General features: G+C 35.0%; 19 protein-coding genes. 13 read left to right on the top strand and 6 right to left on the bottom strand.

From position 1 onward, the window contains the following. Positions 1–11 precede the first annotated feature (11 nt). Positions 12–740 carry an amino acid ABC transporter ATP-binding protein gene (locus I583_RS06685; RefSeq protein ID WP_010761268.1) on the bottom strand — a complete coding sequence of 243 codons (729 nt, stop codon included), beginning with the start codon at positions 738–740 and terminating at the stop codon, positions 12–14. A 453-nt stretch (positions 741–1,193) separates the two neighbouring features. On the opposite strand from I583_RS06685, the gene racE reads away from it, so the two are divergent. The 8 genes from racE (at position 1,194) to I583_RS06645 (ending at position 8,608) form a co-directional block, all read left to right on the top strand. Continuing rightward, on the top strand, positions 1,194–2,018 hold the full coding sequence (gene racE / locus I583_RS06680; protein ID WP_034683201.1) for a glutamate racemase: 825 nt from the start codon (positions 1,194–1,196) through the stop codon (positions 2,016–2,018). Positions 2,019–2,021: 3 nt separating this feature from the next. After that, positions 2,022–3,371, top strand: a complete 1,350-nt coding sequence (gene rph / locus I583_RS06675) for a ribonuclease PH (protein ID WP_010761270.1) — start codon at positions 2,022–2,024, stop codon at positions 3,369–3,371. Positions 3,372–3,381: 10 nt separating this feature from the next. Beyond that, positions 3,382–3,897, top strand: coding sequence for a metallophosphoesterase (locus tag I583_RS06670; protein ID WP_010761271.1), 516 nt, complete (start codon positions 3,382–3,384; stop codon positions 3,895–3,897). Positions 3,898–4,086: 189 nt separating this feature from the next. Then, positions 4,087–4,584, top strand: coding sequence for a cyclic-di-AMP-binding protein CbpB (cbpB, locus tag I583_RS06665; RefSeq protein ID WP_010761272.1), 498 nt, complete (start codon positions 4,087–4,089; stop codon positions 4,582–4,584). Between the two features lie 85 nt (positions 4,585–4,669). Beyond that, on the top strand, positions 4,670–5,371 hold the full coding sequence (dapD, locus tag I583_RS06660; RefSeq protein ID WP_010761273.1) for a 2,3,4,5-tetrahydropyridine-2,6-dicarboxylate N-acetyltransferase: 702 nt from the start codon (positions 4,670–4,672) through the stop codon (positions 5,369–5,371). Between the two features lie 210 nt (positions 5,372–5,581). Then, positions 5,582–6,733 carry an efflux RND transporter periplasmic adaptor subunit gene (locus tag I583_RS06655; RefSeq protein WP_010761274.1) on the top strand — a complete coding sequence of 384 codons (1,152 nt, stop codon included), beginning with the start codon at positions 5,582–5,584 and terminating at the stop codon, positions 6,731–6,733. After that, entirely contained in the window at positions 6,726–7,406 is a 681-nt protein-coding gene (locus I583_RS06650) for an ABC transporter ATP-binding protein (protein WP_010761275.1), read from the top strand. The genes I583_RS06655 and I583_RS06650 overlap by 8 nt, the downstream gene beginning before the upstream one ends. Further along, positions 7,403–8,608, top strand: coding sequence for an ABC transporter permease (locus I583_RS06645; RefSeq protein ID WP_010761276.1), 1,206 nt, complete (start codon positions 7,403–7,405; stop codon positions 8,606–8,608). Before I583_RS06650 ends, I583_RS06645 begins: the two co-directional genes overlap by 4 nt. 280 nt (positions 8,609–8,888) lie before the next feature. Here the strand turns inward: I583_RS06645 and I583_RS06640 are convergent, their stop codons facing one another. Beyond that, complete coding sequence (locus I583_RS06640; protein ID WP_010761277.1) at positions 8,889–9,341, bottom strand: MarR family winged helix-turn-helix transcriptional regulator; 453 nt, start codon at positions 9,339–9,341, stop codon at positions 8,889–8,891. 133 nt (positions 9,342–9,474) lie between these two features. Here I583_RS06640 and I583_RS06635 point away from each other — a divergent pair, with 133 nt between their 5' ends. Beyond that, positions 9,475–9,915 (top strand): flavodoxin domain-containing protein, encoded by a 441-nt coding sequence (locus I583_RS06635; protein ID WP_010761278.1) that lies wholly within the window; start codon positions 9,475–9,477, stop codon positions 9,913–9,915. Positions 9,916–10,021: 106 nt separating this feature from the next. Continuing rightward, a complete protein-coding gene (locus tag I583_RS06630) occupies positions 10,022–11,149 on the top strand; it encodes an N-acetyldiaminopimelate deacetylase (RefSeq protein ID WP_010761279.1) in 1,128 nt (375 codons plus the stop codon). Between the two features lie 113 nt (positions 11,150–11,262). On the opposite strand, the gene I583_RS06625 is transcribed toward I583_RS06630, so the two are convergent. Then, entirely contained in the window at positions 11,263–12,195 is a 933-nt protein-coding gene (locus I583_RS06625) for a mechanosensitive ion channel family protein (RefSeq protein ID WP_010761280.1), read from the bottom strand. 140 nt (positions 12,196–12,335) lie between these two features. Here I583_RS06625 and I583_RS06620 point away from each other — a divergent pair, with 140 nt between their 5' ends. Continuing rightward, positions 12,336–13,352 carry a branched-chain amino acid aminotransferase gene (locus I583_RS06620; protein WP_010761281.1) on the top strand — a complete coding sequence of 339 codons (1,017 nt, stop codon included), beginning with the start codon at positions 12,336–12,338 and terminating at the stop codon, positions 13,350–13,352. Between the two features lie 361 nt (positions 13,353–13,713). On the opposite strand, the gene I583_RS06615 is transcribed toward I583_RS06620, so the two are convergent. After that, positions 13,714–14,403, bottom strand: coding sequence for a tyrosine-type recombinase/integrase (locus I583_RS06615; RefSeq protein WP_010761282.1), 690 nt, complete (start codon positions 14,401–14,403; stop codon positions 13,714–13,716). A 186-nt stretch (positions 14,404–14,589) separates the two neighbouring features. On the opposite strand from I583_RS06615, the gene I583_RS06610 reads away from it, so the two are divergent. Then, positions 14,590–15,414 carry an aldo/keto reductase gene (locus I583_RS06610; RefSeq protein ID WP_010761283.1) on the top strand — a complete coding sequence of 275 codons (825 nt, stop codon included), beginning with the start codon at positions 14,590–14,592 and terminating at the stop codon, positions 15,412–15,414. Positions 15,415–15,477: 63 nt separating this feature from the next. Here I583_RS06610 and I583_RS06605 read toward each other — a convergent pair whose 3' ends face one another. Further along, positions 15,478–16,197 carry a gamma-glutamyl-gamma-aminobutyrate hydrolase family protein gene (locus I583_RS06605; protein WP_010761284.1) on the bottom strand — a complete coding sequence of 240 codons (720 nt, stop codon included), beginning with the start codon at positions 16,195–16,197 and terminating at the stop codon, positions 15,478–15,480. 170 nt (positions 16,198–16,367) lie between these two features. After that, positions 16,368–16,742 (bottom strand): lactoylglutathione lyase, encoded by a 375-nt coding sequence (gene gloA, locus I583_RS06600; protein WP_010761285.1) that lies wholly within the window; start codon positions 16,740–16,742, stop codon positions 16,368–16,370. Positions 16,743–16,915: 173 nt separating this feature from the next. On the opposite strand from gloA, the gene I583_RS06595 reads away from it, so the two are divergent. Then, a complete protein-coding gene (locus tag I583_RS06595; RefSeq protein ID WP_010761286.1) occupies positions 16,916–17,359 on the top strand; it encodes an NUDIX hydrolase in 444 nt (147 codons plus the stop codon). Positions 17,360–17,447: the final 88 nt, after the last annotated feature.

The following is a 17,447-nucleotide window of genomic DNA, read 5'->3' as shown; positions in this document are numbered from 1 at the left end:
AATTTGTTAGGTTAATTATGAATGATTTTACTTAAAAATTCTTTGGCACGTTCATTTTGTGTATTAGTGAAGAAATGTTCGGGCGTTCCTGTTTCAATGATCTGACCGTTATCCATAAAAATAACTTTATCGGCTACTTGACGCGCAAAGCCCATTTCGTGCGTAACACAAATCATTGTAATGTTTTGTTTTGATAAATCTACCATAACATCCAATACTTCTTGAATCATTTCTGGATCAAGAGCAGAGGTTGGCTCATCAAAAAGAATAATTTCTGGATGCATGTTCAGAGCCCTTGCAATTGCCACGCGTTGTTGCTGACCACCAGAAAGTTGAGCAGGGTAGGCATTCGCTTTATCGGCCAAACCAACCCTTTCTAAATAGTCCATTCCAGTCTTAGTTGCCTCTTCTTTACTAACGCCTTTAACTTTGATAGGAGCTAAAGTAAGATTTTGAATGATTGTCTTGTGCGCATACAAGTTAAAACTTTGAAATACCATTGCTACTTTTTGGCGAACTTTTTGAACAGGTGCTTTTGGTTCAGTAATGTCGATGCCATCAACAAATATATGGCCGTCAGTAACTTTTTCTAAACGATTGATACAACGGATCAAAGTACTTTTACCTGAACCAGAAGGTCCAATAATTACGATCTTTTCTCCTTCGTTGACTCTTAGAGAAACGTCTTTCAAGACATGATGATCCCCAAAATACTTATTTACATGTTCCAACGAAATCATGGTCATTCTCCTTTATGTATAAAATTATCACATCATATTTTATGATTGCTGATAGGTAAGTGTATGAATAGTTATCTAGGTAAGTAGATAATCTTTTAAACTGAGAAAATAGAAAGAGTTATTGTAAAGCTTAGTATATAGATATAGCTGATTTTAAGGCGAAATAAGCTCAGAAATCATTGTCTTTTTATAAAAACAGTTTTCTTTTATATTTAATCAGTTCATCATAATTCTATCCATCCGTTAATGTTAGAAATTATAACATACGAAAAATAAGATTACCAGTTTTTTTTAAAGGATGGCTGAATAAAAACACTTAAAATGCGTCATGCAAATAAAAACTTGAAGGACAAAGAATGATATAATAGAAGCTAGCGATAATAAAACTTGAAAAAAATTGCTAAAAAGTAGAAAATAAGAGTGTTGAAAAAATACTGTAAAGGTTTGATTGGCTTGAATAATCATGGAGCAATAGGATTTATAGATTCTGGGGTCGGCGGACTTACGGTAGTAAAAGAAGCATTAAGACAACTGCCTAATGAACGCTTGATTTACCTTGGAGATACAGCAAGATGTCCTTATGGACCAAGACCTGCTGAACAAGTGGTGCAATTCACCTGGGAAATGACCCATTTTCTTTTAGAAAAAAATATCAAAATGTTAGTAATTGCTTGTAATACGGCTACAGCTGTTGCATTAGAAGAAATCAAGGCTGAATTGGATATACCAGTTGTTGGAGTGATTTTACCTGGGACAAGGGCAGCGCTCAAAGCAACTAAGAATAATCGTATTGGAGTGATTGGAACTGCTGGCACGATCAAAAGCAGTGCTTACGAGGCGGCTTTAAAAAGTAAAGCGCCTAATACCTTTGTTTCTAGTTTGGCATGTCCAAAATTTGTTCCAATCGTCGAAAGTAATGAGTTTAATTCTTCTGTAGCAAAAAAAGTTGTATCAGAAACTTTGAGCCCACTGCAATTAAAAAAACTGGATACCTTGATCTTGGGATGTACACATTATCCATTGTTACGTCCTTTAATCCAAAATGTAATGGGGAGTCAGGTGAAACTAATCGATTCAGGAGCTGAAACAGTGAGTGAAGTGAGTATGTTATTAGATTATTTTGATATCGCAAATACTCCTCAACACAAAAATAAACCTAATGAGTTTTATACAACAGGTTCAGTAAAAATGTTTAAATCAATCGCAAATGATTGGCTAGGTTTAGAAACAATTAGAGTAGATCAGGCTCGATTATCTAATAATTTACGAGGTGAATAAAATATGATCAGACATGATGGAAGACAAGCAAAAGAACTAAGAAAAATCACCATTGAAACGAATGTTTATAAACATCCTGAAGGGTCAGTCGTGATTTCTTTTGGTGATACTAAAGTTATTTGTTCAGCAACTGTGGAAGAAAAAGTTCCACCGTTTTTAAAAGGAGAAGGAACAGGTTGGGTAACTGCAGAATATAGCATGCTCCCTAGAGCCACAAATACGAGGAATATCCGTGAAAGTGCCAAAGGAAAATTAACAGGTCGAACAATGGAGATCCAACGCTTGATTGGTCGCTCATTACGCGCTGTTATTGATTTGAAAAAATTAGGAGAAAGAAGTATTATCGTTGATTGTGATGTTGTTCAAGCAGACGGAGGTACTCGCACAGCAAGTATTACTGGAGCGTTTGTAGCCATGAAAATAGCTGTTGATAAAATGCTTAAAAAAGGGGATTTACAAGAAAATCCAATTAAAGAGTATTTAGCAGCAGTTAGTGCAGGGCTTTTAAATGATGGTCAGTGTGTTCTTGATTTAGATTATAAAGAAGATTCTGCTGCAGCAGTGGATATGAATTTGGTGATGACTGAATCTGGTAATTTTGTTGAGCTTCAAGGAACAGGTGAAGAGGCGACATTTTCGGGAGATGAGTTAAATTCACTATTATTCTATGGGAAAACTGGGATCGAGCATTTGATTGCCTATCAAAAAGAAGCCTTAATAAATCAAATGAGCGAGATGTCTTTTCCAACAGAAGCTAAAACAATCGTTATTGCTACGAGAAATCCTGGGAAAGCGAAAGAGTTTACTAAAATTTTTGCTGAAAAAGGCTATCATGTTAAAACATTATTGGATTACCCAGAATTACCAGATGTTGAGGAAACAGGGAAAACATTTGAAGAAAACGCGCGTTTAAAAGCAGAAACGATTGCTGAAATTTTAAAACAACCTGTTTTAGCAGATGATTCAGGGTTAATCGTTGATGCATTAGATGGTAGACCAGGAATTTATTCAGCTCGTTTTGCCGGAGAACCAACAAATAATGCAGCTAATAATGCAAAATTACTGCATGAATTAACTGGTGTGCCAAAAGAAAAACGAACAGCTACATTCCATTGTACACTTGTTTTTGCAGCCCCTGATAAAGAAAGTTTAGTTGTTGAAGGGGAGTGGTCTGGAGAGATTGGAACAATTCCGCGAGGAGATCATGGATTTGGGTATGATCCCTTGTTCTTCGTACCAGAAGAACAACAAACGGCAGCTGAATTATCAGATGAGCGCAAAAATGAGATCAGTCATAGAGGAAAAGCCGTTGCAAAACTAAGAGATCAATGGGAAAATTGGTTGAAAAATTAGGAGGTTGTGCATGAAATATTTAATTGTAAGTGATAATCATGGTGATCGTGATGTGTTAGTTGATTTAGCAGGAACCTATCGAGGAAAAGTAGATAAAATGTTTCATTGCGGGGATTCAGAATTAGAACCTACTGATGTATTATGGAACGACTTTAGTGTAGTTAAGGGAAATTGTGATTACGATCCGGAATTTCCTGACACGATTGTAGAAAAGAATGGAACAGATACTATTTTTATGACACATGGTCATTTAGCCAATGTTCGTTCTGGCTTGACTACACTTGCCTTACAGGCCAATCAGGTCAACGCTAATATCGTGTTATTCGGTCATACACACGAAATTGGTTGTGAGGTTCGGGCGAACGTACTTTATTTAAATCCTGGAAGCATCAGTCTACCGAGAGGTCCGATCCAACTGAAGTCGTATGCAATTATCGAAAGTACCCCAGATCAATTTAGTGTTCAATATTATGGACGAAATCACCAGCCCTTCAAAGAATTGCATTTTGTTTTTAATAAAAAATAATGTAGATAGCTTTTGCTAGAAATAGCAGGGGCTATCTTCACTTTATCTGCAAACTCTAAAAATGAAGAAAATATTGTCAAACCTTAATTTTTTTTAATAGTTATGAAAAAAGTTTGAATTTAAAGACATTTGCATCCGTTTTCTGTACAATGTTAGTTGTGGCAAAGAAAATGAAATGGAGGCACTCCAATGATTGGAACTGCTATAAAAGAATTATTATTAGAAAAACAAGAAACCTTTTTGATTCCAGCGGAAAATGTTGCAAACGTGATGTGTTTGAATCCGCTAAGTCATGCGCTATTGGTTTTATCTCAAGTAAAATATTCAAAAATTCCAGTTTTAGATAAAGGGGATCGTTTCGTCGGTCTGATCAGCTTATCTGATGTTGTGGATAAAATGTTCGATATCACGTCTGTTGACTTTGATAAATTACAAGATTTTACTGTGGCAGATGTTATGGAAGTCAATGTGCCAATTATTGGTGAACAATGGGAACTAGAAGATGTTCTTCATTTGTTAGTTGATGCAGCTTTTCTACCTGTAGTGGATGACAATCAACGTTTTAAAGGAATCATTACTCGTAAAGAATTATTAAAAGCAATCAATCATATGGCACATGAACTAGAACGGAAAAATATTATCTTACCAAAAAATGACGGAGAATCTGCAGAAATGAAAGTGATTTGATTTTGAATTCAAGACTTCACTTTTTTCTAGTTTTTTGATAAGCTAACACTCAAAACTGTTATTTAATATGAAAGGAGTTATTTTGATGGATGCATATGAAATTATTAATTATATCGGGAACGCTGAAAAGAAAACACCAGTAAAAGTTACTTTGAAAGGGAAACTTAAAGAAGTGATTTTTCCTGATGAAATCCAAGCTTTTACGAATTGCAAAACGGGCACATTATTTGGAGAATGGAAGGTAATTAAAGAGTTTCTTGAGAAGAATAAAGAGAATATAGTAGATTACGTTATTGAAAATGATTCTCGAAATTCCGCTATCCCGCTGTTGGATATTAAACAAATCAATGCTCGAATTGAACCAGGAGCAATTATTAGAGACCAAGTTGAGATTGGTGACAATGCTGTGATTATGATGGGCGCAATCATCAATATTGGTTCAGTGATTGGTGAAGGCACGATGATCGATATGGGTGCAATTTTAGGTGGACGCGCAACCGTTGGTAAAAATTGTCATATCGGTGCGGGAACCGTTTTAGCTGGTGTAATTGAGCCGCCTAGTGCAGAACCTGTAGTAATCGAAGATAATGTTTTGATCGGTGCAAATGCAGTTATTTTAGAAGGTATCCGAGTTGGAGAAGGTGCAGTAGTTGCAGCAGGAGCGATCGTAGTTGATGACGTTGCACCTTATACGGTAGTTGCTGGAGTGCCTGCAAAAAAAATAAAAGACATTGATGCAAAAACGAAAAGCAAAACAAATATGATGGAAGAATTACGCAAATTATAATTAGCAAATAGAGTACCGTTGTATTTAGGAAAAAACGGATATATAACTTCTGTGTGATCTGGATGTGACTCAAAGAGTCATATTCAAATCACATTTTTTTTTATACTAATCTTTCAAATATGTAAGATAAATGTTCGCTTATTCAATTCTCTTCAAGTTTATTTCCGACTATAATCAGTTATATAAGATTAAGTAGGAGGAACGAGTATTATGAAAAGTAAAAAATTCAAATTAGTTATTGGTGGTATTATAATCGGAGTATGTATAGGGAGTTATTTTCTCTTTTTTTCTTCACCTAAAAAAGCTGAACCTAGTTATAACGTCTTTACTTTAAATCAATTAGATCCACTTTTATTGAAAGGTGAAGTTAAAGCGTCTCAAACTGAAGAGATATTCTATGATCAAACATTGGGAACAATTGGTGATATTCCTGTTAAACATGAACAAGAAGTTAAGAATGGGGATGTGCTACTTAATTATCTAAATAGCGAAGCTCAGTCGAGAGCGGAACAACAGCAAAGAACAGTGAATAAGAGTAGTTTGTCAGCTCAACAAGCAGCTCAAAATTTGAGCCGTGCGCAAGCTCGTTATAATGAAGCGCAAGCAAGTTATAATCAAGCCAAAGCTGAACTTGATAGAGAAGTAGAACCTGATAAAAAAGAAGAGCTTAAAGGAAAAGCTGAACAACAAAAAACAGAAGTGACGACTACAAATAATGAAGTGATTCAGGCTCAACAAGCATTAGATTTAGCTTATACAGAAGTGAACGATGAATCAGCAGCATTAGAATCAGAGCAAGGGAAAGTTACATCGACAGTAAAAGCAACGATTGATGGTGTTGCAATGGTAAATGAAGCGGGCAAGAAATCACTAGAGCAACCGCTAGTACAAGTGCTTAGTAAGACCAAACAAATAAAAGGAACCGTTACAGAATATGACTTGAGCAAATTAAAGGCAGGTCAAGAAGTCAGTGTGACTTCAATTGGTTCTAATCAAACAGCTACAGGGAAAATCGGTAGTATCAATCAATTACCAAAATCAAAAAATGGTTCTGATTCAGAAATTCCTACTTATGAATTCATCGTTGACGGGGATTTTCCTTGGGCATACGGTTCATCTGTTCAAATTTCGTTACCTCAACCACAATTGGTTGTACCAGAAAAATCTATTCTAACAAAAGATGATAAAACATTTGTTTATGTATATAAAAATGGTCGAGCAGTGAAAACCGATGTCAAAGTTAAAGACGTAAATGGTGCTAAAAATGTCGAGTCGGGCGTTTCAAAAGGGACTAAAATTATTGGAAACCCAGATGATGTATTAAAAGATAATACAGAAGTGCAGGTGGTTGAAAATGATTAAACTGGAACAAATCAACAAATTCTACTCTCTGGAAGAAGAAAAACTTCATGTTTTGAAGAACGTTAATTTTGAAATTAAAGAAAAAGAATTTGTAGCTGTAATGGGGCCATCTGGTTCTGGGAAATCAACTTTGATCAATTTAATCGGTTTTATCGACAAAAAATTCGAAGGAACATACTTATTTGAGGGCAAAGAAATTACGGATTTTTCTGACAAAGAACTCTCTGAAATCAGAAATAAATCAGTAGGATTTGTCTTTCAAAATTTTAGCTTGATTGAAAATAATACTGTTTTTGAAAATATCGAATTGCCGTTATTATACAACGGTTCAGCTTATACCGATACCAAATCAAGAGTACAAGAAGTACTAGAAAAAGTTGGTTTAGGAGATAAAGGGAATAAATATCCAAAACAACTTTCTGGTGGTCAGCAGCAGCGTGTGGCGATTGCAAGAGCGATTGTGAACTCACCTAGATTTATCATAGCCGATGAACCGACAGGCGCTTTAGATTCAAAAACATCGGATGATATTATGCAGTTATTTCAAGATTTGAATAAAGAAGAAGGCGTAACGATTATTTTAGTTACTCATAATCCAGAGATGGTTTCTTATTGCGGTCGTTTGATTCGCGTTAAAGATGGCGTCATTGTTGAAGAGGAGTTGATTAAATGAAAAATTTCGTCATTTGGAAGACCGCTTTAAAATCAATTCTAAAAAATAAAAAACGCAGCTTTTTAACGATGTTTGGGATTATTATCGGGATCGCATCCGTGATAACGATCGTTTCTATTGGTAATGGATTTAAACGAGATATGATCAATAAAATGTCGATGACTAATACGAATGAAAATATAAGCAATATCTCATTTAATTATTATGATATATCGAATGCATTTACCGAAAATGAAATGTTTAAAAAAAGTGACTTTGATTTAATCAAGAATATAAAAGGAGTCAGAAAAGTTGATTTTTATAAGCCAAAACAAAAATTGACCGAACGGCAAGTAGAATTATATATTCACGGGAAAAAACTAACTAAAAAAATAGAACGCGTTGAAAAAACCTCTGAAAACTTATTGGTAGGTCGACAAATCGAACTTAAAGATAATGAAACGTTAAATAAAGTCGTTGTGATCGATGAAGTTTTAGCACAAAAGCTGTACGGTGACCCTGAAAAAGCAGTTGGAAAAGGTTTTGAAATAATGAATGAACTCTTTACAGTGGTTGGGGTTGTTGCTAGTAGTAATGGTACCTTATCTGCGGAAAATCAATCGGCACTCGCACATTTTCCAATAAAAAGTTATGATCATTACTTTAAAAAGCCTGAAAGTCAATCCATCTTGAATTTAGAAATAGATGCAGGAGAAAATAAAGACAATGTGACTAGAGAGGTTTTAAAACAACTTAATTTTACTGGTAGTTTGAGAAATGTCGGTGAGTATGATACATACAATCCAAAATCAGGTATCGATCAAATGGGCAGTATTTTAGATAATCTTACATTGTTCATTTCAGCTGTAGCAGGTATCTCGTTGTTTATTGCTGGAGTGGGTGTCATGAATATGATGTATATTTCTGTTTCAGAGCGGACAAAAGAGATAGGGATCCGTCGTGCCTTAGGGGCAACAGAAAAAGATATTAGAAAGCAATTTTTAGCTGAAGGGCTGACGTTGACATTGATTGGTGGCTTGATTGGTTATCTATTAGGGATGATACTGGGTGTTCTTTCATCTATGTTTTTACCCTTTGCAGTGCGACCGGATTTATTTACAATCGGTTTAGCTGTAGGAATTTCAATCTTGATCGGTGTTGTCTTTAGTTACATGCCGGCTTCAGCGGCGTCTAAAAAAGACTTGATTGATATTATGAAATAATAGTAATAAGAGACTGAGGCAAAAATGTAGTGACTCTTAAAAATTAGAGCGAATAGAAAAATCAATTGCGGACTGAAGTCTGTATTGTGCAACATTAGTTTATCATATTCAGCTTATTTTCGAAGCCTTCAAATTTTAGTACTTTAGCATTTAAAATTTATTGTGATCGAAGCGTAGTAGCTGTTTTTTCTAGCCGTTTATTTGGATTTAGAGCGCGAAACAAAACTGATTTTTAGTTTTGTTTCGCGCTCTTGTTTGTGAATAAATAAGAATGTCTAAACTATTTAGTTTGCAATTGTTTATCTAATACTGAAACCGCTTGGAATAGAAATTGATTGATAATCTGTAACTCTTTCTCTGAGTATTCTTGACCTAATTCTTGCATAGCCATGTCTAATGGTTGATATGCTTTTTTTATTTCCTCTTTGTCTTCGTAGGTTGGGACAATAATTACCCGTCTGCGATCGTTTGGATCTTTTTCTCGACGAGCATAACCGATTTTTTCTAAACGATCAATCAATGCTGTGATTGTCCCAGTAGATAAGCCAGTTTTATCCGCTAATTCTCCAGCAGTAAGTGGTCCGAGCTCGTTTAACAAGTCAATTGAAATATAGTCATTTGCTGGGATTCCTAATGATTGAACGATTGCTTGCTGATGTAAGATTGAACGTGAACCGAATCCTCTTAATAGAGCGGTGAGTTGATTAATAGCTATGTTTTGATTGTTTGACAAATATCTTCCCTCGCCTTATGCTTAATATATCTCGTCAAACGAGATACTTTTCCGTCAAAATAGTTTTGAATAAATCTATGATAACAAGCTAGTTGTTATCTGTAAAGTGAAGAGAGAATTGAGGCTGAGTCAAATGAAAACATTGATCATTTATGGAACAAAATCAGGTGCATCTAAAGAATGTGCAGAACGATTATACAAAGAAATCAGCAATTCTATAATTATCGATATTGATCAAGAGAGCCCAGTTATAGACGAATATACGCATATAATTGTGGGTGCTGGAGTTCGAAATGATAAGATGTATAAACCAATTAGAGATTTTTTTAAAAAAAATCAAACTGTGCTACTAACTAAAATGATTGCTTGTTACTTATGTAATTCAAAACCCAAAACAACAGAGGATGTAATCATTGCAAGTATTCCAGAAGCTATTAGAGAAAAAGCGATTGCAATCGTTTCTTTTGGTGGGTACAAACCTTCCTGGGTTCCAGTAAGTGAGGAGAACAAATTAAAAGGAATCGATTTAGAGAAAATCAGCGCATTTGCTCAGCACTTTTTACAGAAAAAATAATAGTTGAACGGTTTAAGACTGCAAAATTTCTCTTAAGAAGGATTGACATAATAAGCATTTTATTCAACAATAAGACATAGAGAAATAGAAAAGAGGCAGATGAGCAGTGATTCAAGAACGTTTGATTGAGATTCGTAGACAGTTACACAAAATACCTGAAATTGGGTTAGAAGAAGAAAAAACACAAAAATTCTTATTAAAAATTATCAAATCCATTGATAAAGAATTTGTAGAATATAAAACTTGGCGAACTGGAATAATGGTTTTTGTCCACGGAAAAGATCCCAAAAAGACATTTGGTTGGCGTGCAGATATTGATGGTTTGCCAATCACGGAGGAAGTTATTTCAAATTTCCAGTCTACACACAAAGGGTATATGCATGCTTGTGGACACGACTTTCATATGACAATTGGTTTAGGCTTACTGGAACAGTTGATTCTTATACAGCCAGAAAATAATTATCTATTCCTTTTTCAGCCAGCAGAGGAAAACGAAGCTGGCGGCATGTTGATGTATGAAGACGGTGCTTTCGGTTCGTGGTTGCCTGATGAATTTTATGGACTGCACGTTAATCCTGAATTACCGGTGGGAAAGATTACAACAAAAATCGGGACACTTTTTGCTGCAACTTGTGAAGTCCAAATCAGATTAACAGGTAAAGGTGGACATGCGGCTTTCCCACATGCCTCAAATGATATGATTATAGCTGGTATGAGCCTTGTCCAGCAGGCGCAAACAATTGTCAGTCGAAATGTTAACCCAGTTGAAGGGGCCGTAGTTACATTTGGTACATTTAATGCAGGGAGTGCAACCAATGTGATCGCAGGAGAAGCTACAATTTCTGGGACGATTAGAACTTTAACTGAAGAAATGAATCAATTGACACAAATTAGAATTAGAGAAATCGGCGAAGGAATTGCGAAATCGTTTAACTGTGAGGTAGATGTATCACTGGATCAAAAAGGATATGTTCCTGTGATCAATAATAAAGAAACAACAGAAAATTTTATGTCATTTATGGAACATGAACTAGGTGTTTTATTCGAAGATGCAGAGGTAGCTATGACAGGTGAAGATTTTGGTTATTTATTATCTAAAGTACCAGGAACGATGTTTTGGCTAGGAGTGGACAGTGAATACGGTCTGCATTCTGCGAAATTCGAGCCAAAAGAAGAAGCGATTCCTTTTGCTGTAGAACATATCAGCAACTTTTTGAAATCATTAGATAAATAAAAAAGAACAAGATAAAAACGTTCAGCTCTGATAAATAAGCTACTTTTATCTCGCCGTTTGTACGGATTTAAAGCGTGGAACAAAACTAATCTTTAGTTTTGCTCCACGCTTTGTTATTTTATAGTAATCGGTGTATTTGGAATAGTAAAGTTAGCTTCAGATAATTTTTTCACATATTGAGCCAAAAATTCTTCTCTGATGGGCGCTTGTTTTCCATTCAGTACATACATGGTTGTGCGTACTGCAAAATTCCCATTTCCAAGATCGACCATTCCGAAGATTGTTGGACCTGTTTGAATGCTTTCTGAGTATTTTTCTTTCAACTCAAGGTTGACTTGGTCGATGATAGCTGTGATTTGATCGTACCCCTCATCTGGCATGATCCGAACATCGATTAAGACTTGCATATTAGATCGGGAAAGGTTACTTATCGTCGTGATATTTCGATTAGGAATAAAATGAACTGTACCATCTAAAGCTTTCATTTGAGTGGTTCGAAGTCCGACCGCTGTAACCGTACCTTCAATTCCAAGTGCAGTTAAACGAACATAATCACCAACATCCATTTGCTGTTCTAAAATAATAAAGAATCCTGTGATGAGATCATTCATGAACCCTTGAGCACCTAAACCAATCGCGACACCAGCAATCCCGGCTCCTGCAAGAAGTGAACCGACTGGAACCCCAACAACTGTTAGTAAAGAGTAAATGAAAAAGAAAAAAAGTGTATATTGAAAAGCATTGTTAATCAAGGTATGCAACGTTTTTAAACGACTTTCACTGAATGATTGTTTTTTACTATAATTGCCATACGTTTTATCAATAAGAGCTTTACCTATACGATTCAAAAATGCGAAAAGAAGAATCAGAAAAAGGAGATAAATCGCTTTTTCAATCAAAGTAGCGATGATCTGATCCCAGTTAATGCCATTCCAAAATCGTTGAAATGCATTCACTTTATTTTCAGTAGCAGTTTTTATGTCAATTGTAGAATCCATTGTACTTTCAATAGTCGAACTGGATACGGATTGCCCAAAAATAATCAAGGATATCCCAACTTTCTTTTTTAAAGATGATTACTGTATCATTATACTTGAATTTGAAAAAAGATGTCATTGTTTATGTAAAAAGCTTAACAAATTCATTGGAAATGTGTTACAATATTCTGAAAATAAGGAGTGATTGTATGACAATAGATTGGGATAACTTAGGCTTCGATTATATAAAAACACCATTTAGATATATTTCGACTTGGAAAAATGGTCAATGGGACGAAGGCGAATTGACAGAGGACAATACACTGCATATTCATGAAGGATCTGCAGCACTACATTATGGTCAGCAATGTTTTGAAGGATTAAAGGCCTATCGTTGCAAAGATGGCTCAATCAATTTATTTCGAGTGGATGAAAATTCTAAACGCATGAACCGAAGCGCTAGACGTTTATTAATGGCAGAAGTCCCAGAAGATAAATTTATTCGCGCAGTAGAAGAAGTTGTAAAGGCCAACGAAGCATTTGTACCACCTTATGGTAGTGGTTCAACACTATATCTTCGTCCACTTTTGATCGGTGTTGGGGAAGGAATCGGTGTAAAACCAGCCCCTGAATATTTATTTACCGTTTTTTGTATGCCAGTAGGTGCTTACTTTAAAGGCGGGCTAACTCCTACCAACTTTATTTTTTCTGATTACGATCGTGCGGCACCTCAAGGAACTGGCGCAATCAAAGTTGGTGGAAACTATGCGGCTAGTTTTTTACCTGGAGAAGAAGCAAAAGAGAAAAGTTTTTCGGATTGTATTTATCTTGATCCAAAAACACATACAAAAATTGAAGAGGTCGGTTCTGCTAATTTCTTCGGGATCACGAAAGATGATCGCTTTATCACACCATTATCACCATCAATTTTGCCAAGTATAACCAAGTATTCACTGCTTTATTTAGCGGAGCATAATCTTGGTATGGAGGCCGTAGAAGAAGATGTTTATATTGATTCTTTGGATCAATTTAAAGAAGCTGGTGCTTGCGGAACGGCGGCTGTGATTTCACCGATTGGTGCTATTCAAACTTATGATGATTTCCATGTATTTTATAGCGAGACAGAAGTTGGACCTGTGACACAAAAACTGTATGATGAATTAACAGGTATTCAATTTGGAGATATAGCTGCACCTGATGGTTGGATTAGAAATATAACGGTGTAGAAAAAAATTAGAGTTATCAAAAAGAAAATGACGAGTTGTTCTCGTTGTTTTCTTTTTTGGTTTCAAAACGGTTAAGAGTAAATCTAGCTTTTTTAATTTAAGACTAAAGTAAATGTATATTACTCTTTTACTATGCTAGTAAAAGAAATGTTAAATATCTATTTGTATGAATAAGGATGTTTTTTGTTAATTATTATATTCTCTTGTGGTATAATTATATTCAAATAACTATAAATTATTTGGAGGTTTTTGGATGCAATTTATTCCTCAAATTATAAGTGTCTAACACTTTGATCTTCTGATTAGTACTCACCGCAGTATAAATCTGTGTCGTCACAATACTGGAATGTCCAAATAATTCTTAGACCTCTCGAATATCTGCACCATTTGACAACAATTCAGTAGCAAATGTATGCCGTAAATGATGAGGAGTAGAGGTAGGGGCAATATTTGCTAAATCTCGATACTTGGAATAGATATTTTCAATTCCATAAATTGAAAGTCGTTTGCCGTATTTATTTAGAAATATAGCTTTAGATTTTGGTTGATAATCAACAATATTCAAAGCATGTGCTTCGTCAATTCGAATCCCAGTTGCAATCAAAAGCTCAATTAAGGCAATATCCCGAATAAGATTTATTCGTTTTGAAGGTGTTAAATTAGTAGATTGAAGTGAATACATTTGTTTCAACATCTTATTTATCTCTTCAGGTGTTACAATTTTAGGCAGTTTTCTTGGTGTGATATAGTAGTAATTAAAGTTTGGTTTTTGTATTAAGGATAGCTCCATTAAGTTTTCGTTAGCTAAATAGCGATAAAACATTTTGAAAACGACAATTTTACGTTTTAACGTGGTTGCTTTTAAAGTTTGTTGAAATTCGCTAATATATTTAGTAATACCAATAGGGTATGCATAATTATTAATTGAACAGAACTCATTCAAATTTATTAAGTCAGAATAGTATGCTTTTAATGTTTTTTTTGAAATGTTACTAAAGGTTTTTCGTTCTTCAAGATAGTTGTCAATATGGTTTTTAAAATCGATTGTCATTACGGTCAGCCTTTCTTTGTACTAAATAGAATCATTCTTTATCATAAGCTACCAAGTGAGAGATTTCTATACAAGATGCTAAAAAAGAAGTAAAAATCGTCGTTTATAATCTAGTTATTTTTCATCTAGAAATTTAAGGAGTATACTTAATTGGTATTCACTTTTCTAAGAAAGGATGGAAAAAATATGGCTTTTGAAAAAACAAAAGAGTTAACAAACGGTTCGATTATCCCACGTTTGGGTTTAGGGGTATGGCAAGTAAAAGATGGCGCTGAGGCTGTGGATTCTGTGAAATGGGCCTTGCAAGAGGGTTATCGTTTGATTGATACTGCAGCAGCTTATAAAAATGAAGTGAGTGTTGGTGAAGGAATTCGTGCGTCAGGTGTTCCTAGAGAAGAAATCTTTGTTACAACTAAATTGTGGAATGCGGATCAAGGTTATGATTCTACGTTAAAAGCATTTGACGAGAGTTTAAATAAACTTGGCTTAGATTATGTTGATTTATATTTGATCCATTGGCCAGTAGAAGGTAAATATAAAGATTCGTGGCGGGCGATGGAGGAAATCTATCAAAGTGGACGAGCTAAAGCTATAGGTGTTTCTAACTTCCATGAACACCATATTGAGGATCTTCTAAAAGATGCAAAGGTTATACCACAAGTTGATCAAATCGAACTTCATCCTACTTTGACACAAGAACCTTTACGTAAGTTTTTAACGGATAAAAAAATTGCTGTCGAAGCGTGGTCTCCATTAGGGCAAGGTAAAATTTTAGAAAATCCTACTTTGGTTGAAATTGGAGAGAAGTATAACAAAACAGCAGCCCAAGTCATTATTCGTTGGCATTTACAAAATGATATTATCGTTATTCCAAAATCAGTACATGAAGAGCGTATCAAACAAAACTTCGATGTATTTGATTTTGAACTGACTAAAGATGATATCAAACAAATCGATGCACTAAATACAAATGAACGTTTAGGGCCAGATCCAGATAACTTTGATTTTTAAATCAAAGTCATCTTAAAAAAATACGGTAAAAGATCACGTAACGTTGATCTTTTACCGTATTTTTTATAATTGATTAACAAAATAATCAAATAACGCAAATTCCTTTGTGTCTATATCAAAACGAAGTTCAGGATGCCATTGAACACCCAGTAATCTTTGATTTGCATCGGTTGACTCAATAGCTTCTGCAATGCCATCAGATGATTTTGCAGTAACTTTTAGCGACGGTGCTAAAACGTTGATTGCTTGATGATGATAAGAATTAACACGATAGCTTCCTCCGAATACTTGATAAAGAGTGCTTCCTTGTTCTATTTCAATACCGTGTGTTGCAAATTGAGGTTGGGTAGGTTGTTGACCATGTTTGATTTTCCATTCTGAGTTTAAAGAAAGATCTTGATACAACGTTCCTCCCAGAGCAACATTTATCAGCTGCATGCCGCGACAAACTGCAAAAATTGGTTTATGTTGTTTCAGCGCTTCTTTGATCAAAGCTAGTTCAAAAAGATCACGATTGCGATTTGTTTCTTCAAGTTTTGGATGAGGCTCTTCTCCAAATAAATCAGGAGAAATATCTTGTCCTCCAGCTAATAATAATTTGTCGATTTTAGAAATATAAGCTGCGGCTGATTCTTCAGCACTAATAGGTAAAACAAGCGGTAATCCACCTGCTTTTTGAATAGCCGTTACGAATCCTTGTGGTGTATAACTTACATAGTTTCCGTTGAAAATGTCAGCGGATTGAATAATTTGATTTCCTGCGATGCCGATAGTTGTTGTCATTTGTTCACGTCCTCAATTAATAGATAGAATAACAGTGTATCACTATTTTTAAGAAATAGCGCCATAAATTGCTTTTAACTATATTTGGATCTAAAATTAGATAGTAAAAGTCAGAAAAAAACAATTGGTCGCCGTTCAGCTCCTGCCAAATGGTGACCAACTGTTTTTCATTAACGACTACGAATAACTTCGATTTTATAACCATCTGGATCAGTAATAAAATAATATGAAGGAGGAGTTCCAGGTAAGCCTTTCATATCAGTAACAGTGAAACCAGCACTTTTTTGCTCTTCATGCAATTTCTCAATTTCGTCGGTACTAATCGCAATGTGACCATAACCATTACCTAAATCATATGCTTCATGATCATAATTATACGTTAACTCTAGTTCATAACCATCACCTGGTAATGTTAGATAAACTAAAGTAAATTTATTTTCTGGAAAATCACGGCGACGGCTTTCTTCAAAATTGAATGCCTTTTGATAAAATTCTAGCGACGCTTCTAAATCTTTGACACGGACACAAGTGTGAGCCATTTTCATACGAATCATCTTCCTTTCAAAAGTGGAAATTACCGCAGATACTAGAAATAATCTGCTGATATTTTTATAGTAGCATAGACTTTAATAAAATTGTGAGTGAAATGATAAGTTATTACTTGTTCATGAGAAAATTCTCATGTAAAATTAAATTAAAAGAAAAAGGAGTTGTTTTTATGAAAACACCGTCATTCGGTGAAAAATCGGAAAAAGTCCTATATAAAAAAAGACTAGGCGCATATATTATCGTATCAAGAAAGAATGGTACAGAAATAGTATTAGTACAAGCGCCGAATGGAGCCTATTTTTTACCGGGCGGAGAAATTGAACAAGGTGAGACGAAGGAAGAAGCAATTCACCGAGAAATGATTGAAGAACTTGGGATTGAAGTTGTTATCGGCGAGTATCTAGGACAAGCAGACGAATACTTTCACTCAAGACATAGGAGTACCGATTATCATAATCCTGGATATTTCTTTGTTGCATATAGTTGGACTCAGATAGGTGATCCTTTAGAAAAGACTAACACAATCTGCTGGGTATCTGTCGATGAGGGAATTGATTTACTAAAGCGCGGCAGTCATAAATGGGCAGTACATAAATGGAAAAGAAACAAATAAATAAAATAAGGTCGTCAAAGAAAGCAAATCAAGCATGATTTGCTTTCTTTTTGTTTGAGAATGAATATAAACCGTGAAAAAATCATGA

It is taken from the genome of Enterococcus haemoperoxidus ATCC BAA-382 (assembly GCF_000407165.1).
Lineage (GTDB): Bacteria > Bacillota > Bacilli > Lactobacillales > Enterococcaceae > Enterococcus_L > Enterococcus_L haemoperoxidus.
The sequence above is the reverse complement of the archived record's forward strand: the minus strand, read 5'-3'. Positions and strand labels throughout refer to the sequence as shown.

What these genes read in the sequence shown, in the direction of transcription:
- I583_RS06685 (WP_010761268.1), bottom strand. Translation starts at nt 740, where the DNA reads ATGATTTCGTTGGAACATGTAAATAAGTATTTTGGGGATCATCATGTC.
- rph (WP_010761270.1), top strand. Translation starts at nt 2,022, where the DNA reads ATGATCAGACATGATGGAAGACAAGCAAAAGAACTAAGAAAAATCACC.
- I583_RS06670 (WP_010761271.1), top strand. Translation starts at nt 3,382, where the DNA reads ATGAAATATTTAATTGTAAGTGATAATCATGGTGATCGTGATGTGTTA.
- cbpB (WP_010761272.1), top strand. Translation starts at nt 4,087, where the DNA reads ATGATTGGAACTGCTATAAAAGAATTATTATTAGAAAAACAAGAAACC.
- dapD (WP_010761273.1), top strand. Translation starts at nt 4,670, where the DNA reads ATGGATGCATATGAAATTATTAATTATATCGGGAACGCTGAAAAGAAA.
- I583_RS06655 (WP_010761274.1), top strand. Translation starts at nt 5,582, where the DNA reads ATGAAAAGTAAAAAATTCAAATTAGTTATTGGTGGTATTATAATCGGA.
- I583_RS06650 (WP_010761275.1), top strand. Translation starts at nt 6,726, where the DNA reads ATGATTAAACTGGAACAAATCAACAAATTCTACTCTCTGGAAGAAGAA.
- I583_RS06645 (WP_010761276.1), top strand. Translation starts at nt 7,403, where the DNA reads ATGAAAAATTTCGTCATTTGGAAGACCGCTTTAAAATCAATTCTAAAA.
- I583_RS06635 (WP_010761278.1), top strand. Translation starts at nt 9,475, where the DNA reads ATGAAAACATTGATCATTTATGGAACAAAATCAGGTGCATCTAAAGAA.
- I583_RS06620 (WP_010761281.1), top strand. Translation starts at nt 12,336, where the DNA reads ATGACAATAGATTGGGATAACTTAGGCTTCGATTATATAAAAACACCA.
- I583_RS06615 (WP_010761282.1), bottom strand. Translation starts at nt 14,403, where the DNA reads ATGACAATCGATTTTAAAAACCATATTGACAACTATCTTGAAGAACGA.
- I583_RS06610 (WP_010761283.1), top strand. Translation starts at nt 14,590, where the DNA reads ATGGCTTTTGAAAAAACAAAAGAGTTAACAAACGGTTCGATTATCCCA.
- I583_RS06605 (WP_010761284.1), bottom strand. Translation starts at nt 16,197, where the DNA reads ATGACAACAACTATCGGCATCGCAGGAAATCAAATTATTCAATCCGCT.
- gloA (WP_010761285.1), bottom strand. Translation starts at nt 16,742, where the DNA reads ATGAAAATGGCTCACACTTGTGTCCGTGTCAAAGATTTAGAAGCGTCG.
- I583_RS06595 (WP_010761286.1), top strand. Translation starts at nt 16,916, where the DNA reads ATGAAAACACCGTCATTCGGTGAAAAATCGGAAAAAGTCCTATATAAA.